Origin of the sequence: Mesorhizobium sp. M1227, from assembly GCF_040318315.1 — a bacterium.
Classification (GTDB): domain Bacteria; phylum Pseudomonadota; class Alphaproteobacteria; order Rhizobiales; family Rhizobiaceae; genus Mesorhizobium.
Genome location: NZ_JAMYLZ010000009.1, coordinates 97,397 through 112,159, shown reverse-complemented (window position 1 = coordinate 112,159; position 14,763 = coordinate 97,397). Strand labels below are relative to the sequence as shown.

The 14,763-nt window shown below is 63.9% G+C and carries 17 protein-coding genes and 1 riboswitch; of the genes, 7 read left to right on the top strand and 10 right to left on the bottom strand.

Going from position 1 to position 14,763, the window contains the following annotated elements; all coding sequences use genetic code 11:
- Positions 1 to 71: 71 nt before the first annotated feature.
- Both NKH28_RS14420 and hisC read right to left on the bottom strand, forming a co-directional pair.
- Positions 72 to 1,007: a prephenate/arogenate dehydrogenase family protein gene (locus NKH28_RS14420; protein WP_352979284.1), complete on the bottom strand. Its 936-nt coding sequence runs from the start codon at positions 1,005 to 1,007 to the stop codon at positions 72 to 74.
- 6 nt (positions 1,008 to 1,013) lie between these two features.
- Positions 1,014 to 2,123, bottom strand: coding sequence for a histidinol-phosphate transaminase (gene hisC, locus NKH28_RS14415; RefSeq protein WP_352979282.1), 1,110 nt, complete (start codon positions 2,121 to 2,123; stop codon positions 1,014 to 1,016).
- A gap of 138 nt (positions 2,124 to 2,261) precedes the next feature.
- Positions 2,262 to 2,339, top strand: a riboswitch (SAM riboswitch).
- Positions 2,340 to 2,415: 76 nt separating this feature from the next.
- Between hisC and metX the strand changes: the two genes are divergently transcribed.
- Both metX and metW read left to right on the top strand, forming a co-directional pair.
- The gene (gene metX / locus NKH28_RS14410) at positions 2,416 to 3,585 is read left to right on the top strand and encodes a homoserine O-acetyltransferase MetX (RefSeq protein ID WP_292661143.1); all 1,170 of its coding nucleotides are present in this window, start codon (positions 2,416 to 2,418) and stop codon (positions 3,583 to 3,585) included.
- A 115-nt stretch (positions 3,586 to 3,700) separates the two neighbouring features.
- Entirely contained in the window at positions 3,701 to 4,315 is a 615-nt protein-coding gene (gene metW / locus NKH28_RS14405) for a methionine biosynthesis protein MetW (protein WP_352979342.1), read from the top strand.
- 51 nt (positions 4,316 to 4,366) lie between these two features.
- Here the strand turns inward: metW and NKH28_RS14400 are convergent, their stop codons facing one another.
- On the bottom strand, positions 4,367 to 4,588 hold the full coding sequence (locus NKH28_RS14400) for a hypothetical protein (RefSeq protein ID WP_352616055.1): 222 nt from the start codon (positions 4,586 to 4,588) through the stop codon (positions 4,367 to 4,369).
- On the opposite strand from NKH28_RS14400, the gene NKH28_RS14395 reads away from it, so the two are divergent.
- Positions 4,587 to 4,793 carry a hypothetical protein gene (locus NKH28_RS14395; RefSeq protein WP_352483502.1) on the top strand — a complete coding sequence of 69 codons (207 nt, stop codon included), beginning with the start codon at positions 4,587 to 4,589 and terminating at the stop codon, positions 4,791 to 4,793. The two genes, NKH28_RS14400 and NKH28_RS14395, sit on opposite strands and share 2 nt — an antisense overlap.
- Positions 4,794 to 4,878: 85 nt before the next feature.
- On the opposite strand, the gene NKH28_RS14390 is transcribed toward NKH28_RS14395, so the two are convergent.
- The gene (locus NKH28_RS14390) at positions 4,879 to 5,199 is read right to left on the bottom strand and encodes a DUF1330 domain-containing protein (RefSeq protein WP_352540204.1); all 321 of its coding nucleotides are present in this window, start codon (positions 5,197 to 5,199) and stop codon (positions 4,879 to 4,881) included.
- A gap of 234 nt (positions 5,200 to 5,433) precedes the next feature.
- Here NKH28_RS14390 and NKH28_RS14385 point away from each other — a divergent pair, with 234 nt between their 5' ends.
- Positions 5,434 to 6,180: an SDR family NAD(P)-dependent oxidoreductase gene (locus NKH28_RS14385; protein ID WP_352683094.1), complete on the top strand. Its 747-nt coding sequence runs from the start codon at positions 5,434 to 5,436 to the stop codon at positions 6,178 to 6,180.
- A gap of 42 nt (positions 6,181 to 6,222) precedes the next feature.
- Complete coding sequence (locus NKH28_RS14380) at positions 6,223 to 7,248, top strand: RNA polymerase subunit sigma-70 (RefSeq protein ID WP_352979281.1); 1,026 nt, start codon at positions 6,223 to 6,225, stop codon at positions 7,246 to 7,248.
- Between the two features lie 18 nt (positions 7,249 to 7,266).
- Here the strand turns inward: NKH28_RS14380 and NKH28_RS14375 are convergent, their stop codons facing one another.
- The 3 genes from NKH28_RS14375 to NKH28_RS14365 form a co-directional block, all read right to left on the bottom strand.
- Entirely contained in the window at positions 7,267 to 8,073 is an 807-nt protein-coding gene (locus NKH28_RS14375) for a DUF1194 domain-containing protein (RefSeq protein WP_352979279.1), read from the bottom strand.
- Between the two features lie 76 nt (positions 8,074 to 8,149).
- Positions 8,150 to 9,982: an ABC transporter ATP-binding protein/permease gene (locus tag NKH28_RS14370; protein ID WP_352768121.1), complete on the bottom strand. Its 1,833-nt coding sequence runs from the start codon at positions 9,980 to 9,982 to the stop codon at positions 8,150 to 8,152.
- A 222-nt stretch (positions 9,983 to 10,204) separates the two neighbouring features.
- A complete protein-coding gene (locus NKH28_RS14365) occupies positions 10,205 to 10,987 on the bottom strand; it encodes a class I SAM-dependent methyltransferase (RefSeq protein WP_352710063.1) in 783 nt (260 codons plus the stop codon).
- Between the two features lie 98 nt (positions 10,988 to 11,085).
- On the opposite strand from NKH28_RS14365, the gene gloB reads away from it, so the two are divergent.
- Entirely contained in the window at positions 11,086 to 11,853 is a 768-nt protein-coding gene (gene gloB, locus NKH28_RS14360) for a hydroxyacylglutathione hydrolase (RefSeq protein WP_352979277.1), read from the top strand.
- A gap of 21 nt (positions 11,854 to 11,874) precedes the next feature.
- Positions 11,875 to 12,303, top strand: a complete 429-nt coding sequence (locus tag NKH28_RS14355) for a cupin domain-containing protein (RefSeq protein WP_352616071.1) — start codon at positions 11,875 to 11,877, stop codon at positions 12,301 to 12,303.
- Positions 12,304 to 12,307: 4 nt separating this feature from the next.
- Here the strand turns inward: NKH28_RS14355 and NKH28_RS14350 are convergent, their stop codons facing one another.
- From NKH28_RS14350 to NKH28_RS14340, 3 genes are read right to left on the bottom strand one after another with little or no spacing between them, the layout of a single operon-like run.
- Complete coding sequence (locus NKH28_RS14350; RefSeq protein WP_352979276.1) at positions 12,308 to 12,979, bottom strand: lysoplasmalogenase family protein; 672 nt, start codon at positions 12,977 to 12,979, stop codon at positions 12,308 to 12,310.
- Positions 12,976 to 13,863, bottom strand: a complete 888-nt coding sequence (gene yddG, locus NKH28_RS14345; RefSeq protein ID WP_352979274.1) for an aromatic amino acid exporter YddG — start codon at positions 13,861 to 13,863, stop codon at positions 12,976 to 12,978. Before yddG ends, NKH28_RS14350 begins: the two co-directional genes overlap by 4 nt.
- Before the next feature lie 41 nt (positions 13,864 to 13,904).
- Positions 13,905 to 14,696, bottom strand: a complete 792-nt coding sequence (locus tag NKH28_RS14340) for a DUF3108 domain-containing protein (protein ID WP_352979272.1) — start codon at positions 14,694 to 14,696, stop codon at positions 13,905 to 13,907.
- Positions 14,697 to 14,763: the final 67 nt, after the last annotated feature.

The window sequence follows — 14,763 nt, the reverse complement described above, 5'->3', positions numbered from 1 at the left end:
AGCCGTTCGGCGTTTCTGTGAAACGATGAACCGCTCTAAGCCAGGCTGGCCTGCGATCGGCCTGCCGCGGCTTATCCCTTCGGCGGGTGTTCGACTGCCTGGCGGCCGAAATCCGGTACGTCGATATCCTGGCCGGCCTCGATGATCGAGCGGCGGACGGCGCGGGTGCGGGTGAACAGGTCGAACAGTTTTTCGCCGTCGCCCCAGCGGATCGCCCGCTGCAGCGAGGACAGATCCTCGGAAAACCGCGCCAGCATTTCGAGAATGGCCTCCTTGTTGTGCAGGCAGACGTCGCGCCACATGGTCGGGTCGGACGCCGCGAGACGGGTGAAGTCGCGAAAGCCGGAAGCCGAGTATTTGATGACCTCGGACTTGGTCACCGACTCCAGATCGTCGGCGGTACCGACGATGTTGTAAGCGATGATATGCGGCAGGTGCGAAACGATGGCCAGCGTCATGTCGTGATGCTGCGGGTCCATCGTGTCGATGTTGGAGCCGCAGCGGCGCCAGAATTCCGAGAGCTTTTCCAGTGCTGCGGGATCGGTACCGGGCAGAGGCGTGAAAATGCACCAGCGGTTCTCGAACAGTTCGGCAAAACCGGCGTCCGGTCCCGATTTTTCGGTGCCGGCCAAAGGATGGCCGGGGATGAAGTGCACGCCATCAGGCACCTGCGGCTGCATCTGCGCGATCACCGATGCCTTGGTCGAGCCGACATCGGTGAGGATGGCGCCCTTCTTCAGCGCCGGCGCGATCTCCGCGGCGACCGTGCCTGAAGAGCCGACCGGCACCGAAACGATAACCAGATCAGCATCGCGAACCGCCTCTTTCGCATCCGTCGTATAGGTGTCGCCAAGGCCGAGTTGGCTCGCCCGTGCCAGCGTCGCTTCGCTGCGCGTCGAAATCGCGATTTGGCCGGCGAGCCCCTCGCGGCGGATGACGCGGGCCAGCGACGAGCCGATCAGGCCGATGCCGACCAGCGCGATCTTTTCGAACATCGGTGAGGTCATGGTGTTCTAGCTTTTCAGGAATGTCGCGAGTGCTGCGACAACGCCGCGATTGGCCTCTTCGGTGCCGATGCTCATGCGCAGCGCGTTCGGAAAACCGTAGCCGGAAACGCGCCGCAATATGTAGCCGCGCGCACTGAGGTAGTCGTCGGCGGCTGCCGCCGAATGCTTTTTGTCCTCGGGAAAGTGGATGAGGATGAAATTGCCGACGCTCGGTGTCACCCGCAGCCCGAGCCCGCTTAGTTGCTCGCTCAGCCAGGCTAGCCAGGTCTCGTTGTGCGCGACGCTGCGTTCGATATGGGCGCGGTCGTGGATCGCCGCGATGCCGGCCTCGATTGCCGTTGCATTGACGTTGAAAGGCCCGCGCACGCGGTTGATCGCGTCGATGACGTGCATTGGCGCATACATCCAGCCGATCCGCGCCCCGCCCAGGCCCAATTTGGAGAAAGTGCGGGTCATGACCACGTTTTCCGCGCTGGCCACCAACTCGACGCCGGCTTCATAATCGTTGCGCCGGACATATTCGGCGTAAGCTGCATCCAGCACCAGAAGCACGTTTCGCGGCAGGCCGGCATGCAGGCGGCGCACCTCCTGGAACGGCACGTAGGTGCCGGTTGGATTGTTTGGATTGGCAAGGAAGATGATCCGGGTAGCCGGCGTCACCGCGGCGAGGATCGCATCGATATCGGCGCGTTCATCGGTCTCCTTGACCGTCACCGGGACGGCACCGGCCGACTGTATGTAGATCTTGTAGACCATGAAGCCGTGTTCGGTGATGATGGCTTCGTCGCCGGGCGCGAGGTAAGTCTGCGCCAGCAGGCCCAGAATCTCGTCGGAGCCGTTGGAGCAGACGATGTCCGCCGGGTTGAGCCCGTGCACCTCGGCGATCGCTTCCCTCAGGCGCCTGGCGCTGCCGTCGGGATAGACCGCGAGCTTGTCGGCGACCGCGCGCGCGGCCTCTATCGCCTTTGGCGAAGGGCCGAGCGGGTTCTCGTTCGCCGACAATTTATGGACCTTGGCGACACCTTCAGGCGCCGCGCTCTTGCCGGGCACATAGGCTTCGATGTCCATGATGCCGGCGCGGGGCTTTGGACGTGTCTGATCCGGTGTCTGGCTCATTTCATGAAATCCGTCGAGAGTGCCTCCATCCGGAAGCCGCAGCGGAAATACAAGCCGTGGCCCGGAATGTCGAGGGCCGGCAATTCGGGATCAAGAACTTGCCGTTGACGAAGCCATGCGCGAGTCATAGAAGAACGGCTACAGTTCCGTGGTGATTTGGCCGGTCGGCTTGCAGCCACGTTAAACAACTTGCTAAAGGGCCGTTTGCATCTTGTAACCGGCTTTGCGAAGGCATGGCCGGTTTTTTGTTGCCCAGACCGGTGGACAACTGAAGGCCGGGCAAGGAGATGTGATGGTCGCTTTGCGCGCGCGAAAAACCAACAACGAGGCCGACCAGCCGTCGAGCCCGGTGTTGCGTTTCGGCGCCGACAAGCCGCTCAAGCTCGACGCCGGCACGCTGCTGTCGCCGTTCCAGATTGCCTACCAGACCTATGGCACGCTCAACGACGCGCGCTCCAACGCCATCCTCGTCTGCCATGCGCTGACCGGCGACCAGCACGTCGCCAACACCAATCCGGTGACCGGCAAGCCGGGCTGGTGGGAAGTGCTGATCGGTCCCGGCAAGATCATCGATACCGACCGTTTCTTCGTCATCTCGTCAAACGTCATCGGCGGCTGTCTCGGCTCCACCGGCCCCGCCTCGACAAATCCCGCCACCGCCAAGCCCTACGGGCTCGACCTGCCGATCATCACCATCCGCGACATGGTGCGGGCGCAGTTGATGCTGGTCGAGCATTTCGGCATCGAACAGCTGTTCAGCGTGCTGGGCGGCTCGATGGGCGGCATGCAGGTGCTGCAATGGGCCTCGAGCTATCCCGAGCGCGTCTTCTCGGCGCTGCCGATCGCCACCGGCGCCCGCCATTCCTCGCAGAACATCGCTTTCCACGAGGTCGGCAGGCAGGCGGTGATGGCCGACCCGGACTGGCACGGCGGCAAATATTTCGAGCATGGCAAGCGGCCGGAAAAAGGGCTGGCGGTGGCGCGCATGGCCGCCCACATCACCTATCTGTCGGAAGCAGCGCTGCACCGCAAGTTCGGCCGCAACCTGCAGGACCGCGAAGCCCTGACCTTCGGTTTCGATGCCGACTTCCAGATCGAGAGCTATCTGCGCCATCAGGGCATGACCTTCGTCGATCGCTTCGATGCCAACTCCTATCTCTACATGACCCGGGCGATGGACTATTTCGATCTCGCCGCCGACCATGGCGGCCGGTTGGCCGATGCCTTCGCCGGCACCAAGACGCGCTTCTGCCTGGTTTCGTTCACCAGCGACTGGCTGTTCCCGACCGAGGAGAGCCGCTCGGTCGTGCACGCGCTGAACGCGGCCGGCGCTTCGGTCTCGTTCGTCGAGATCGAGACCGACCGCGGCCACGACGCCTTCCTGCTCGACGAGCCCGAACTGTTCGCCGCCATCAAAGGCTTCATCGCCTCGGCCGCGCGGGCGAGAGGGCTTGGCGCATGACCCCGAAAGGTTGCAGGCTGTTCGGATCAGGACCATGCGCCAGGCATCAGCGCATGACCCCGAAAAGTTGCAGACTTTTCGGATCAGGATCATGTGCCGAGCAAGAGCCGAAGGCATGAGCGTCAACCGCGCCCAGCGCGTCGACCTCGAAGTCGTCGCCGATCTCATCCCGCCGCAGTCGCGGGTGCTGGACGTCGGTTCCGGCGACGGCCTGCTGCTCGAATTGCTACAGGAGACCAAGAAGGTCGATGGCCGCGGGCTGGAACTGTCACAGCGCGGCGTCAACGAATGCGTGGCGCGCGGCCTGTCGGTTATTCAAGGCGATGCCGACAAGGATCTCCAATTCTATCCCGACAAGGGTTTCGACTTCGTCGTTCTGTCGCAGACCTTGCAGGCGACCCGCAATCCGAAGCTGGTGCTCGACGAACTGCTCCGGATCGGCAACCGCGCCATCGTCTCATTCCCGAATTTCGGCCACTGGCGGGTGCGCCTTTCGCTGCTCTTCAACGGCCGCATGCCGGTGACCAAGGACCTGCCCTATTCCTGGTACGACACGCCCAACATCCATTTCTGCACCGTTCGCGACTTCGTCAATCTGTGCGACGAGCTTGGCGCGACGGTGGAAAAGGCAACCGCGCTCGACGCCAACGGCCAGCGGATCGGCTTCTCCATGCCTTGGTGGTTCTGGAACTTTTTCGGCCAGCAAGCGGTATTCCTGCTGAAACGATAGGTCTGACAGGCAGAAGCAACGAACCTCAGACCTGCGCAAGAAACCATATTTTCAATTTTCAATCCAATGAAGTTGCCCGGCATTCTTTGTTGCTTTAACAGGTCTCAAACGGGTTGGTTTGGGGGAAGCAATGAAGACGTTAGTATTAGCAACAGCTTTGATGTCGGCCACTTTGATTTCCGGATGCACGACGTCGAAGACCGATTTCCAGAATGGACAAGTCGCGTTGAGCGGCAGCCCGGCGCTGAAACGGCAGGCGATCCAGCGGTGCATGACCAAATTCAAGATGCGGTTCGGCAAGGTTGAAAGGGCAAACCTCGCCGCGCTCATGAACGTCCCGGATGCCGGATTGGAACACACGTTCTGCACGCGATTGATGAACGGCTTCGCGAACGGCAGGATCAACTACTCGGATTACCTGGCTGCATTGTCGCATGGCGACATGTCCAACGCGATCAAGGTGCTGCAGGGGCGGTGAAGCTGCCGATGCAGACGCGATCCAAATTCGGTGCCGCCAGATAGATGGCGGCACCATAGACGCCGGTTGTACCCGATCATTCCCTCTATTCAAGCACGTCCGTGGCCTTGTGCGGGTGCTGGACGCCATCAACGAAGACCACGTCGGACCGGGAATTGCCGGTACGCAGCGGCAATATCTCCTGATAGGCGGGCGAGTCGTACCATGCACGTGCCTGCTGCCGGTTGGGAAACTCGATGACTATGAGATAGCCCGGCCAGGTGTTTTCAACGACTTCCACCTCGCCTCCGTGCACCACGAAGCGGCCGCCAAACGGTTCCAGCGTGGCATCGATCTTGTGCAGGTACTCGACGATCTGCGGTCCCGGCGTGACCTGGCGCATATGGGCGACGGCGTAGGCGGTCATGGCGTAACTCCTTGTGGTCGAAGGCCGGACAACCGGCTTGATGGGAGCAGTTTGCCGAGACGTCGCGCACAGGTCGATTACCCCCGAGGTAATGACACTGAATCAAAACCGACGCGCCGCTGCCGTCAGCTGAAAGATATTTCCGCCTGGCACCGATGATTTCCACCCACCTGCGCTGTCCTTATCGATGAGCGCGCCTGGATGGTCCGGCGGCCGGGAATAGAGAGGTGATCCATGGGATCGTTGCAAAATCAGAATGTCGTCGTCGTCGGAGGCAGCCGTGGTGTCGGCCGCTCCATCGCGGAGGCCGCCCTCAAGGAGAAAGCGACGGTGCTGGCCGTCGCCCGCGGAAAACAGGCCCTGGCGCAATTTGCCTGGGAGGTCTCGGGCGTGAAGACGCTCGCGGCCGATGCTACGATGGACTCCGCCCCGGATAAGGTCTTCGCCGCGCTTGAGCCGGACGTACTGGTGATCTGCGCAGGTGCGCTGGCGCCTTCTGCGCCGGTGCATGAACAGAACTGGAAGGCGTTCTCGGCAAATTGGGACACGGACGTCAAGGCGTCGTTCCTGTTTTGCCGGGCCGCTCTGCGGCGTCCGCTCAAGCCGGGGACCCGGATCGTTCTGATCTCCAGCGGCGCGGCCTTGACCGGCGGACCACCGAACGCCGGCGGATATGCTGGCGCAAAACGCATGCAGATGTTCCTGGCCGGTCATAGCCAGAAGGAGGCCGATCGGCTTGGCCTCGGCCTGCGCTTCATGGCGCTCGCGCCGATGCGCATCATGCCGGAAACCGGCGTGGGCAAGGCCGGCGTCGACAGCATAGCGGCCTATATGGGCATCCAGCCGGCGGACTTCATCGCCGCCATGACCGACATGCAAACGCCGGCCGATGTCGGACGGGCGGTGGTCGCACTCGCCACCGGCCAGCCGCAAGGCAGTTCCTTCATGGTCAGCGGTAGCGGGCTTGCCCCGGCAGCCTGAGGGGCGCGTAATGCAACGCTCGCTCGTAACCGCACAAGCCACATGACAGACGCTCAACCACCTCTGGAACCATCACGCCAGCCGATCCTCGATCGGCTGGCCTTCGAGAAGGTCACGGCCGCGCATCGCCGCGAGCTCAAGCTGCATTGTTATCGCATGATGGGTTCGCTGCACGAGGCCGACGACCTCGTCCAGGACACGTTGCTTCGCGCCTGGCGCGCAAGATCGGAGTTCGACGGGCGAGGTTCGGTTCGCGGTTGGCTCTACATGATCGCGACCAACGCTTGCCTCAACGCCATCAAGGCGAGGTCGAGGGCGCGTCGCATTCTCCGGGAACCCGGACGGCCGCCCTCGCACGGGGCGGCCATAGGCGGGCCGGTAGCCGACATCGCCTGGCTGGAGCCCTACCCCGACGCCGAGCTTCCAGACGTTGCCGGCAGCGAGCCAGGTCCGGAAGCCCGTTACGAGAGCCGCGAGGCCGTCCAGCTCGCCTTCGTCGCGGCGATCCAGGATCTGCCGCCCAGGCAGCGCGCCGCGCTGCTGCTTGCCGACGTCCTCGGATGGTCGGCTGTCGAGACGGCGCGTTTGCTGGGCGGATCGACGGCTTCGATCAACAGCGCGTTGCAGCGCGCCCGCGCAACGCTGGCGGCGCGCTATCCTCAGGGACGGCCTGCCAGCCGATCACTGCCCAGCCCCGAAGAAGGCCTGCTGCTCGAACGCTACATGCAGGCCTGGCAGGCCGCCAATCTCGACGGCTTGATCGAGCTGCTGCGCGAGGACGCCATCTATACCATGCCGCCTTGGCGCGAATGGTACCAGGGCCGCGAAGCGATCCGCGGTTTCTTCGAGACCGTCTGGCCTAAGTTTGGCGGCTTCCGCACGCTGGCCACCCGCGCCAATGCCCAGCCGGCGGTCGGGGTTTATTCCCGCAGCCACGATGGCCCTGAATGGCGGGCCCATTCCCTGCATGTGTTCGACGCAGCCGAGGGCGGGATCGCTTCCTTGACGATCTTCATAGGGCCGCTCGGGCCATCTCTGTTCCCGGCCTTCGGCCTGCCACCAGCCTAGCTTACCCCTGGGCCAGCCTTATCGGTCAAGTTCGGGAAAATACGGGTCCGAGAAAAACCTTCGGTCGCGCTCACCTTGCAGGCAGTCGATCGGTGCGTCGATGCGGATCGTCCTCCGATCCAGCTTGGGATACTCGATGCCGCTGACCTCGAGGATCAGTTTGCGGCGAGTGGCGGTGGCGAATTCGGAAGCAGCATAGATCGGCAGCACGAACGAGCCCGGCCCGCCGGTAACGCATTCGGCATAATACCGGTCGAGATGGCTGAAGGTGGGTGACGGGCTGACCAGGATCGGCAGCCCGTTGATGACGATGCCCTTCGCCAGTGCCGCATCGCGTGCCGTTGTGACCGGCAAGCCGGTGTTGTTTGGGCCGTCCCCCGAGACGTCGATGACGCGGCGTTTGCCGGTGAAGGCCGTGCCGTCGAAAAGCTCGGCGCCGAAAGCCACAGCACCGGAAATCGAGGTGCCGCGAAAGCTCCTGAACGGGCGGGCCGCGATCTTGTCGGCGAAAGCGTTGGCGCTCTCCTTGCTGTCGACGACCTGCCAGGCAATGACCGCATCGTCGCGGATGGTGCCGGCCCATTCAAAATAGGCGATGGCGATGCGGCCGAAGGTGCCGGCACGCACGGCGTTGATGAAGTCGGGGTGGCGCAGCGCCGCGACATAGCCGGCGCGCTGCAGGGCAAACTCCCTTTCATCCATCGACTGCGAGATGTCGACGGCCAGCACCAGCTCGACATCGACGGCAATTGCATTGGCCGGCGCGGCCGCAGGTGCCGCCGGGGTGCAGGCAAGGCAGGCGAGCAGGGCGAGTGCGTCAAGCATGGCCGATCGGAACGTTCCCATCTGAAACGATCGCGACAGTTTTTCGCCGCGATCGCGGCGAAATAAAGCTTGCCTTCTATTTCTTTCGGCCGGTCGAGGCGATCGCCGGGGGCGGTTCGATGGCACCTGCCCTGATACGGGCCGGCTTGAGTGGCGGTTGGCCGGCATCCTTGACGATGGTCAACGCCCGCCGGAAAAAGCGGGCATTGTGCTGGCCGCGGCCGATATTGAGGATCGCGGCGTCGGGAAGGCGCTTCTCCAGCATCGACAGCACTTGCCTCAGCGTTGGGCCGTCGAACGCGTCCAGCGCCTCGTCGATGATCACCCATTTCGGCCGTCGCAAGGCCAGCCTGGCAAAGGCCAGCAGACGCTGCTCGTCGTCGCTGAGCTCACGCTCCCAGCGCGCCGAGCGATCGAGCGAGGACGACAGGCGTTGCAGCCCGACATCGGCCAGCACCTCCGAGATCTCGGCATCGCTCGCCTCCGCCGCGCCGTCTGAATGGTTGAGCACCTCGCGCAGCTTGCCGAGCGGGAAATAGGGGGTACGCGGAACAAAGATCGGCGCTTCTCCGGCCGGCATGCCGATCCGTCCGCTGCCCCATGGCCACAGACCGGCAATGGCCCGGAAGAACAGCGTCTTGCCGGCGCCCGGATCTCCGGTGATCATGACCCGGTCGCCGGCGCGGATTTCGACATGCGGCTCGGCAAGCTTGGTGCATCCCTCCGGCGAGGCGACCTCGAGTTTCTCGAAGGTCAGGCTGCCGTCCGGGTTTTCGCCGAACGAAATGCGCCTTTCCGTATGGTGCAGCGCGTCGGTGTCGGCAAGCGCGATGCGGAAGTCGGCGACCCGCATCAGCGTAGCGCGCCAATCGGCGATGCCGCCGATATTGTTGATGAACCAGCGCAGCGACGAATGGACCTGGTTGAAAGCGCCGACTGCCATCATCAAGCCGCCAAAGCTGATATCGCCGGCGAAATAGACCGGTGAGGCGACCAGGATCGGCGCGACGACAGTGATCCAGCCATAGGTGTCGGTAACCCAGGAAAGATTGATCTGGGCGCTGTAGATGCGCCGCATGGCGCCCAGCACCATGCCGAGATCGAATTCGAGCCGGCGCCTGGCATCGGCCTCGCCATGCGCCAGCGCGATGGCATCGACATTCTCGTTGACGCGAACCACCGAGGAGCGCAGCTCCGCTTCACGCGTATAGCGATCGTTGTTGAAGCGGATCAACGGTCGCCCGACCAACCAGCTCAACCAGGAGGCGGTGCCGGCATAAAGGATCGCCGCCCAGACCATGTAGCCGGGTATGGCCAGCGAATGGCCGCCTATGTGGAAGACGAAGCCGGAGGACAGCGACCACAGGACCCCAACGAACGAGGCAAGCAGGATGCAGGACTGCAGTAGGCCGATGCCAAGACCGGTGGAAAGATCGGAGAGATGCCCGGCATCCTGCTGCAGGCGCTGGTCGGGATTGACGCCGATGGCGCCGGCATGGGTCAGCCGGAAGGCACGCGCCGGCCGCATCCATTCGTCGATCAGGTCGAGCGTCAGCGCCTCGCGCAGCTTCAGGCGGAGCATCTGGTCGAGCCAGGTCTGGCCGACATTGAGCACCACAAGCCCGCCGGCGATGCCGGCAAAGACCAGAAGCTGATGCAGGAAAGCCGGCATGTCGCGCCGCGCCAGCGCGTCGTAGAAAGGCTGGTTCCAGCGATTGAGCAGAACCTGCCCGATCGAGCTCGCCACGATGACGGCGACGATGCCGATCGCTGCCCAAAGCAATTGTTTTCGCACTGGCGAGCTGGTCAGTGCCAATTTGATTGTTGCCAGCTGCTCACGCAGGCTGCTGGCCTCGATCGACGTGGCAAGCTTCTGGGCGCTGGCCTCGACATCCGGAAGATCAGCCATGAGTGGATCCTTGCATTCGGAAGCGATGCTGAAACCCGGTCATAGAATCGACCGCGTATGCCTTCAATCGGGTAGCCAACCCATCCGCGACAGACAATGCATGTCGCGCAAAAGTGTGCAGCGGTTTTGCGATAACGACATGCATGAAACAACAACCTAAAGCGCGTCGTACGAGGCCGGTCTAATGCGACGCGCTTTTGGTGAGAAAAAGCCTGCGTCGGATCACGAACGCGTCATCCTGGCGGTGTCGGACGTTTGGCCCGCGACAGCCCGGCCAAGCGTCGGCGCGCCATGCGGCGAGAGAACCGGCACGAAGACGCGGCGGGACGCGCGCTGGGCAACCGGCACGCCTTGATAGAGCCGCTTCTGCGCCTCGACGACGATAACGCCGGAAAAGATCGGCCAGAAGCGCCGGCCGGCGCGTTCCAGCACATTATGGAACTGCATCATGAAACGTCGCGGCGACGGCGGGAAGAACAGCGCATCGGACCACGCCGCCGGCGTGAAATTCGCTTCGCGCAGCAATTCGGTCAGCTGGCCGCGCGAGAACGGCCGGCCATTGCCGAAAGGCGTATGCTCGAAGCGTGCCCAGACGCCGCGCCGGTTCGGCACGACGATGACGACACGGCCGGCCGGCGACAGCACCCGCCAGATCTCGTTCAGCGTCTCGCGTGGGTTCTCGACATGTTCGAGCGAATGGACGAGCAGCATGCGGTCGATGCAGGAATCGACCAGCGGCAGTTCCTCGTCGAAGACCAGGGCGGTCGCCGTCGGCCCGGTCGCCGGCCAGACCACCGCGCCCTGCGTTGCCGGCATGAAGGCAAAGACGCGCTCGGCATCGCTGCCGAAGCGCTCCAGCCACGGCAAGGTGTAGCCGAGGCCGACCAGCCGCTCGTTGGGCACGACGGCCCATATCGAGGACAGCGCCATGGTGATCGAGCGTTCGGCCAGGCGGCCGAGCGTGGTCGAATAAAACGAACGGAGATCGACAATGTCTGAATGCATGCGCGGAACGGTAGCTTCGAAGCAGTCCAAGTTCAACAAAGGCAGATGACATCGGCTGGCAGGCGCCCTATGTCTGCGGCAATAAAGGGAGAGATGCGATGCCGGTCGAGATCGAACAATTCATGTGCCGCAGCGACAATTTCGGCGTGCTGGTGCACGACCCCAAAAGCGGTCAGACGGCGCTCATCGATGCGCCCGAGGAGGCGCCGATCCTGGCGGCGATCAAGCGCACCGGCTGGACCCCGACGATGATCCTGACCACTCACCACCATCTCGACCATGTCGAGGCCAATCTGGCGCTGAAGGAGCGTTTCAAGCTGCGCATTGTCGGGCCGGAAGCCGAAAAGGCAAAGATTCCCGGCATCGACGAAACTGTCGAGCAAGGCTCGGTCGTCCATCTCGGCGACGAGCGGATCGAGGTCATCGCCACGCCCGGCCATACCGCCGGCCATGTCACCTATCATCTGCCGGCGTCGAAAGTAGCATTCGCCGCCGACACGCTGTTTGCGCTCGGCTGTGGGCGGCTGCTCGAATGCAAGCCGCCGGTGATGTACGAATCCCTGAAGAAGCTCGCGGCGCTGCCGGCCGAGACGGTCGTCTATTGCGGCCATGAGTATACGCTGGCCAATGCCCGTTTCGCGCTCACCGTCGACCCGACCAATTCGGCGCTGAAAGAGCGTGCCGCCAAGGTCAAGGCGCTGCGCGCCGACGGCAAGCCGACGCTGCCGACGACGATCGGCGAGGAACTGTCGACCAATCCGTTCCTGCGCTGGCACGATCCGGCGATCCGCAGGCATCTCGGCCTGGAGAAGGCCTCCGACGCCGAAGTGTTCGCCGAGATCCGCAAGCGCAAGGACAATTTCTGAGCGGCGCCAGGAGCTAGGGTCATGACCAGTTCCGCCGAAATCATCGCCCTGCTCGGCCTGAAGCCGCATCCGGAAGGCGGCTGGTATGCCGAGACCTTTCGCGACGGCACGGCAGGCACGCGCGGGCATTCGACGGCGATCTATTTCCTCCTCGAGAAGGACCAATTGTCGGCCTGGCACCGGGTCAAGGACGCGGCCGAGGTCTGGCATTTCTATGACGGTGCGCCGCTGGCGCTGTCGATACACCGAGAAGGCGGTCCCGTCATCGAGGAGGTCCTCGGTACGGCGCTTGCCGCGGGCGAGCGGCCGCAGATCGTCGTGCCGGCAGGCTGGTGGCAGTCGGCACGCAGCCTCGGCGAATGGACCCTGGTCGGCTGCACCGTGGCGCCGGGTTTCGATTTCTCCGCCTTCGAACTCGCCGAACCAGGCTGGCTGCCGGGAACGCCCTAGGCACCTAGCCCAGCAGCAAACCCAGCGTGATCGCCAGCTGGCCGACGTAATACAGCGCCCAGACCCCATGGCGCACCCAAATGCGGTGCGCCGAGATGGCGGGCAGCAGGAACTTTTCCGCGGCGTGCAGCCCGTCGGACAGCATGAGCAGGATGACGCCGCCGACGACCCAGACGCTGTTCAGGGTGAGCGCCGCAATGCCCATGCCAAGCAGCGCCGCGGCATGGATGCCAATCGGCAAACGCAAGGCCGGGCCGATGCGGCGCCAGAGCGCGAAAATCATCGCCAGCGCCAACACGGCCATCGCCAGGGCAATAATTCCTCGCCACGGTTCGGCCGAGAGCAGCCCGAGGCCGCTGCCGGCGCGCAGGAACAGCACGACGTAAAGCACATGCGCGGCAAGAAAACTGGCTGTGCCGCCAAGAAATGCCTTCTCGCCGTCGCGCGACAGGAAGGCGTCGCCGACGGCACTGACGCCCAGCGCGGCGACGAGCAGCCATGGGCCGCCCTGCTGCGCGACCAGCACCGCCAGCATCGCCACCGCCAATGTCCTTGCCGCCGACCGCGAAAGGCGCGGCGGCATGCCGAGGCTGAACGCGTAAATCACCGCCGCCGCCAGCGAAAACAGCAGCGTCGCATTGGCATTGGCATCGATGCCGCCGGAAAACGGCATCATGCGTTTGCCTCGCTCGCGGCCCTCTTGCGCAGGAACAGCGATTTCGCCGCCAGTGCCGCGCCGCCGGTGATCAGCACGCAGGCGGCGAGGATGCGCCATGACGGCTCGGCGAAGCCGGCTGATATCAGCACCAGCGTCGACAGCAGCGGCGCGGCGTAGCTCGCCGCACCCAGCACCTGGATGTTGCCGCGCTTGACGCCGATGTCCCAGGCATAGAACGCCGCCCCCACCGGCATCAGACCGAGGCCGAGCACGGCCAGCCACTGGCCGGCGCCGGCGGGCAGCACCGTCTGTTCCAGCAACAGGTGGCAGACCAGCGAAAGGGCCGCGGTGGCGGCGCAGAACCAGGTGACGATGCTGGTCGGCACCGACGGGAAGCGCCGCGACAACAGCGAATAGGACGACCACAGCACCGCGCAGACGCCGGCCATTGCATAGCCGAAGGCATAACGCGCATCGAAGGCAAGCCCGCCACCCTTGGTGACGATCAGGACCGTGCCGGCAAGGCCGAGCAGCGCACCGACGATATGGTTCCAGGCCAGCCGCTCGCCCGGCATCAGCGCCGACCCCAGCACGATCAGCAGCGGCCACAGATAGGCGATCAGGCTGGCCTCGACGGCCGGCGCATTGCGCAGCGCGGTGAAATAGAAGAAGTGGTAGCCGAACAGGCCGGCAATGCCGATCGCCCAAACCTGGCGCGGTATCTTCGCGGCGCCATCAGCTGCCGGCATGAACAGCCGGGCAACCAGCCCGACGCAAGTGCCGATCGTAAAGGTGATTGCCGAAAGCAGGAACGGCGGCACGGCGCCCGAAGCATCCGTAAGCAGCGCCAGCAGCGCCCACATGGCGACCGCGGAGAAGCCGATCAGTGTTGCGCGCGCCATACCGGTCGCCCCTGCCCATCGTTGGCGGCGCACCGTCACGCCTATTCGTTTGCTTCGAACCGCTCCGCGCTGATCGTCAACGGGCCGATTTGCGTGCTGACCGTGGCGCGGATCGGCGCATATACGCCGCTTTGGCCGACCGGTGCAAACGTCACCATGATGCGGCTGCGTTTCTTCAGGTAGTTCAGCGCCTTGCGGTTCTTGCGGTAACCGGCCACCGGCTCGAAGCCCAGCCTGCAGGTGACCGTATCGCCCTTGTAGCCGGCCACCGAGATCGACCCTTTGGACTCGTAGGTCAGTTTCAGATCGGCACGCATTTCGCCGTCATAGAGCTTCACCGTGCGCCCGCAGACCTGGTCGAGGCTGTCGGCATGGATGACGGTCGCGGCCATCGGATCGAGGACCGATACGAGATGGCTGCCGACCAGCGGTATCCAATTCTCGGGATTGCGCTTCTTCGGCTCAGGCACGACCTTGGTCGAGGTGACGACGCCGTTGGCAAACTGGATGTCGATCATCGATGCCTTCTTGCCGGACGTGTAGTCGGCGTGGAACGCTTGCGGCTGCAACTGCTTGCCCGAAATCTTGCCCTTCGACGAGATCGTGCCTCGCGTATCGTCGAACAAAGTGGCGAGCCCGGCGGCGGAAACGCTGCCCTCGATCGAATAGGTGTCACCCTCGTACTGGCTGGAGAATTTCGCCTTGGCCACGGAGAGGCCGAGGAACGACACCGAATATTCGCCCGTGAAGGATTGCGGCTCAGCGGCCGAAACCGTCGTCGAAAGCGCGACGGCCATCAGCACGACCAGGGCATGGAGGAAAGAACGAGGCATGGCGGGTCCTTGATTGTCGACCGGACGGGGCGGCTCCGGTCTGGCATGTCCCTGTGCGACCGCTTAT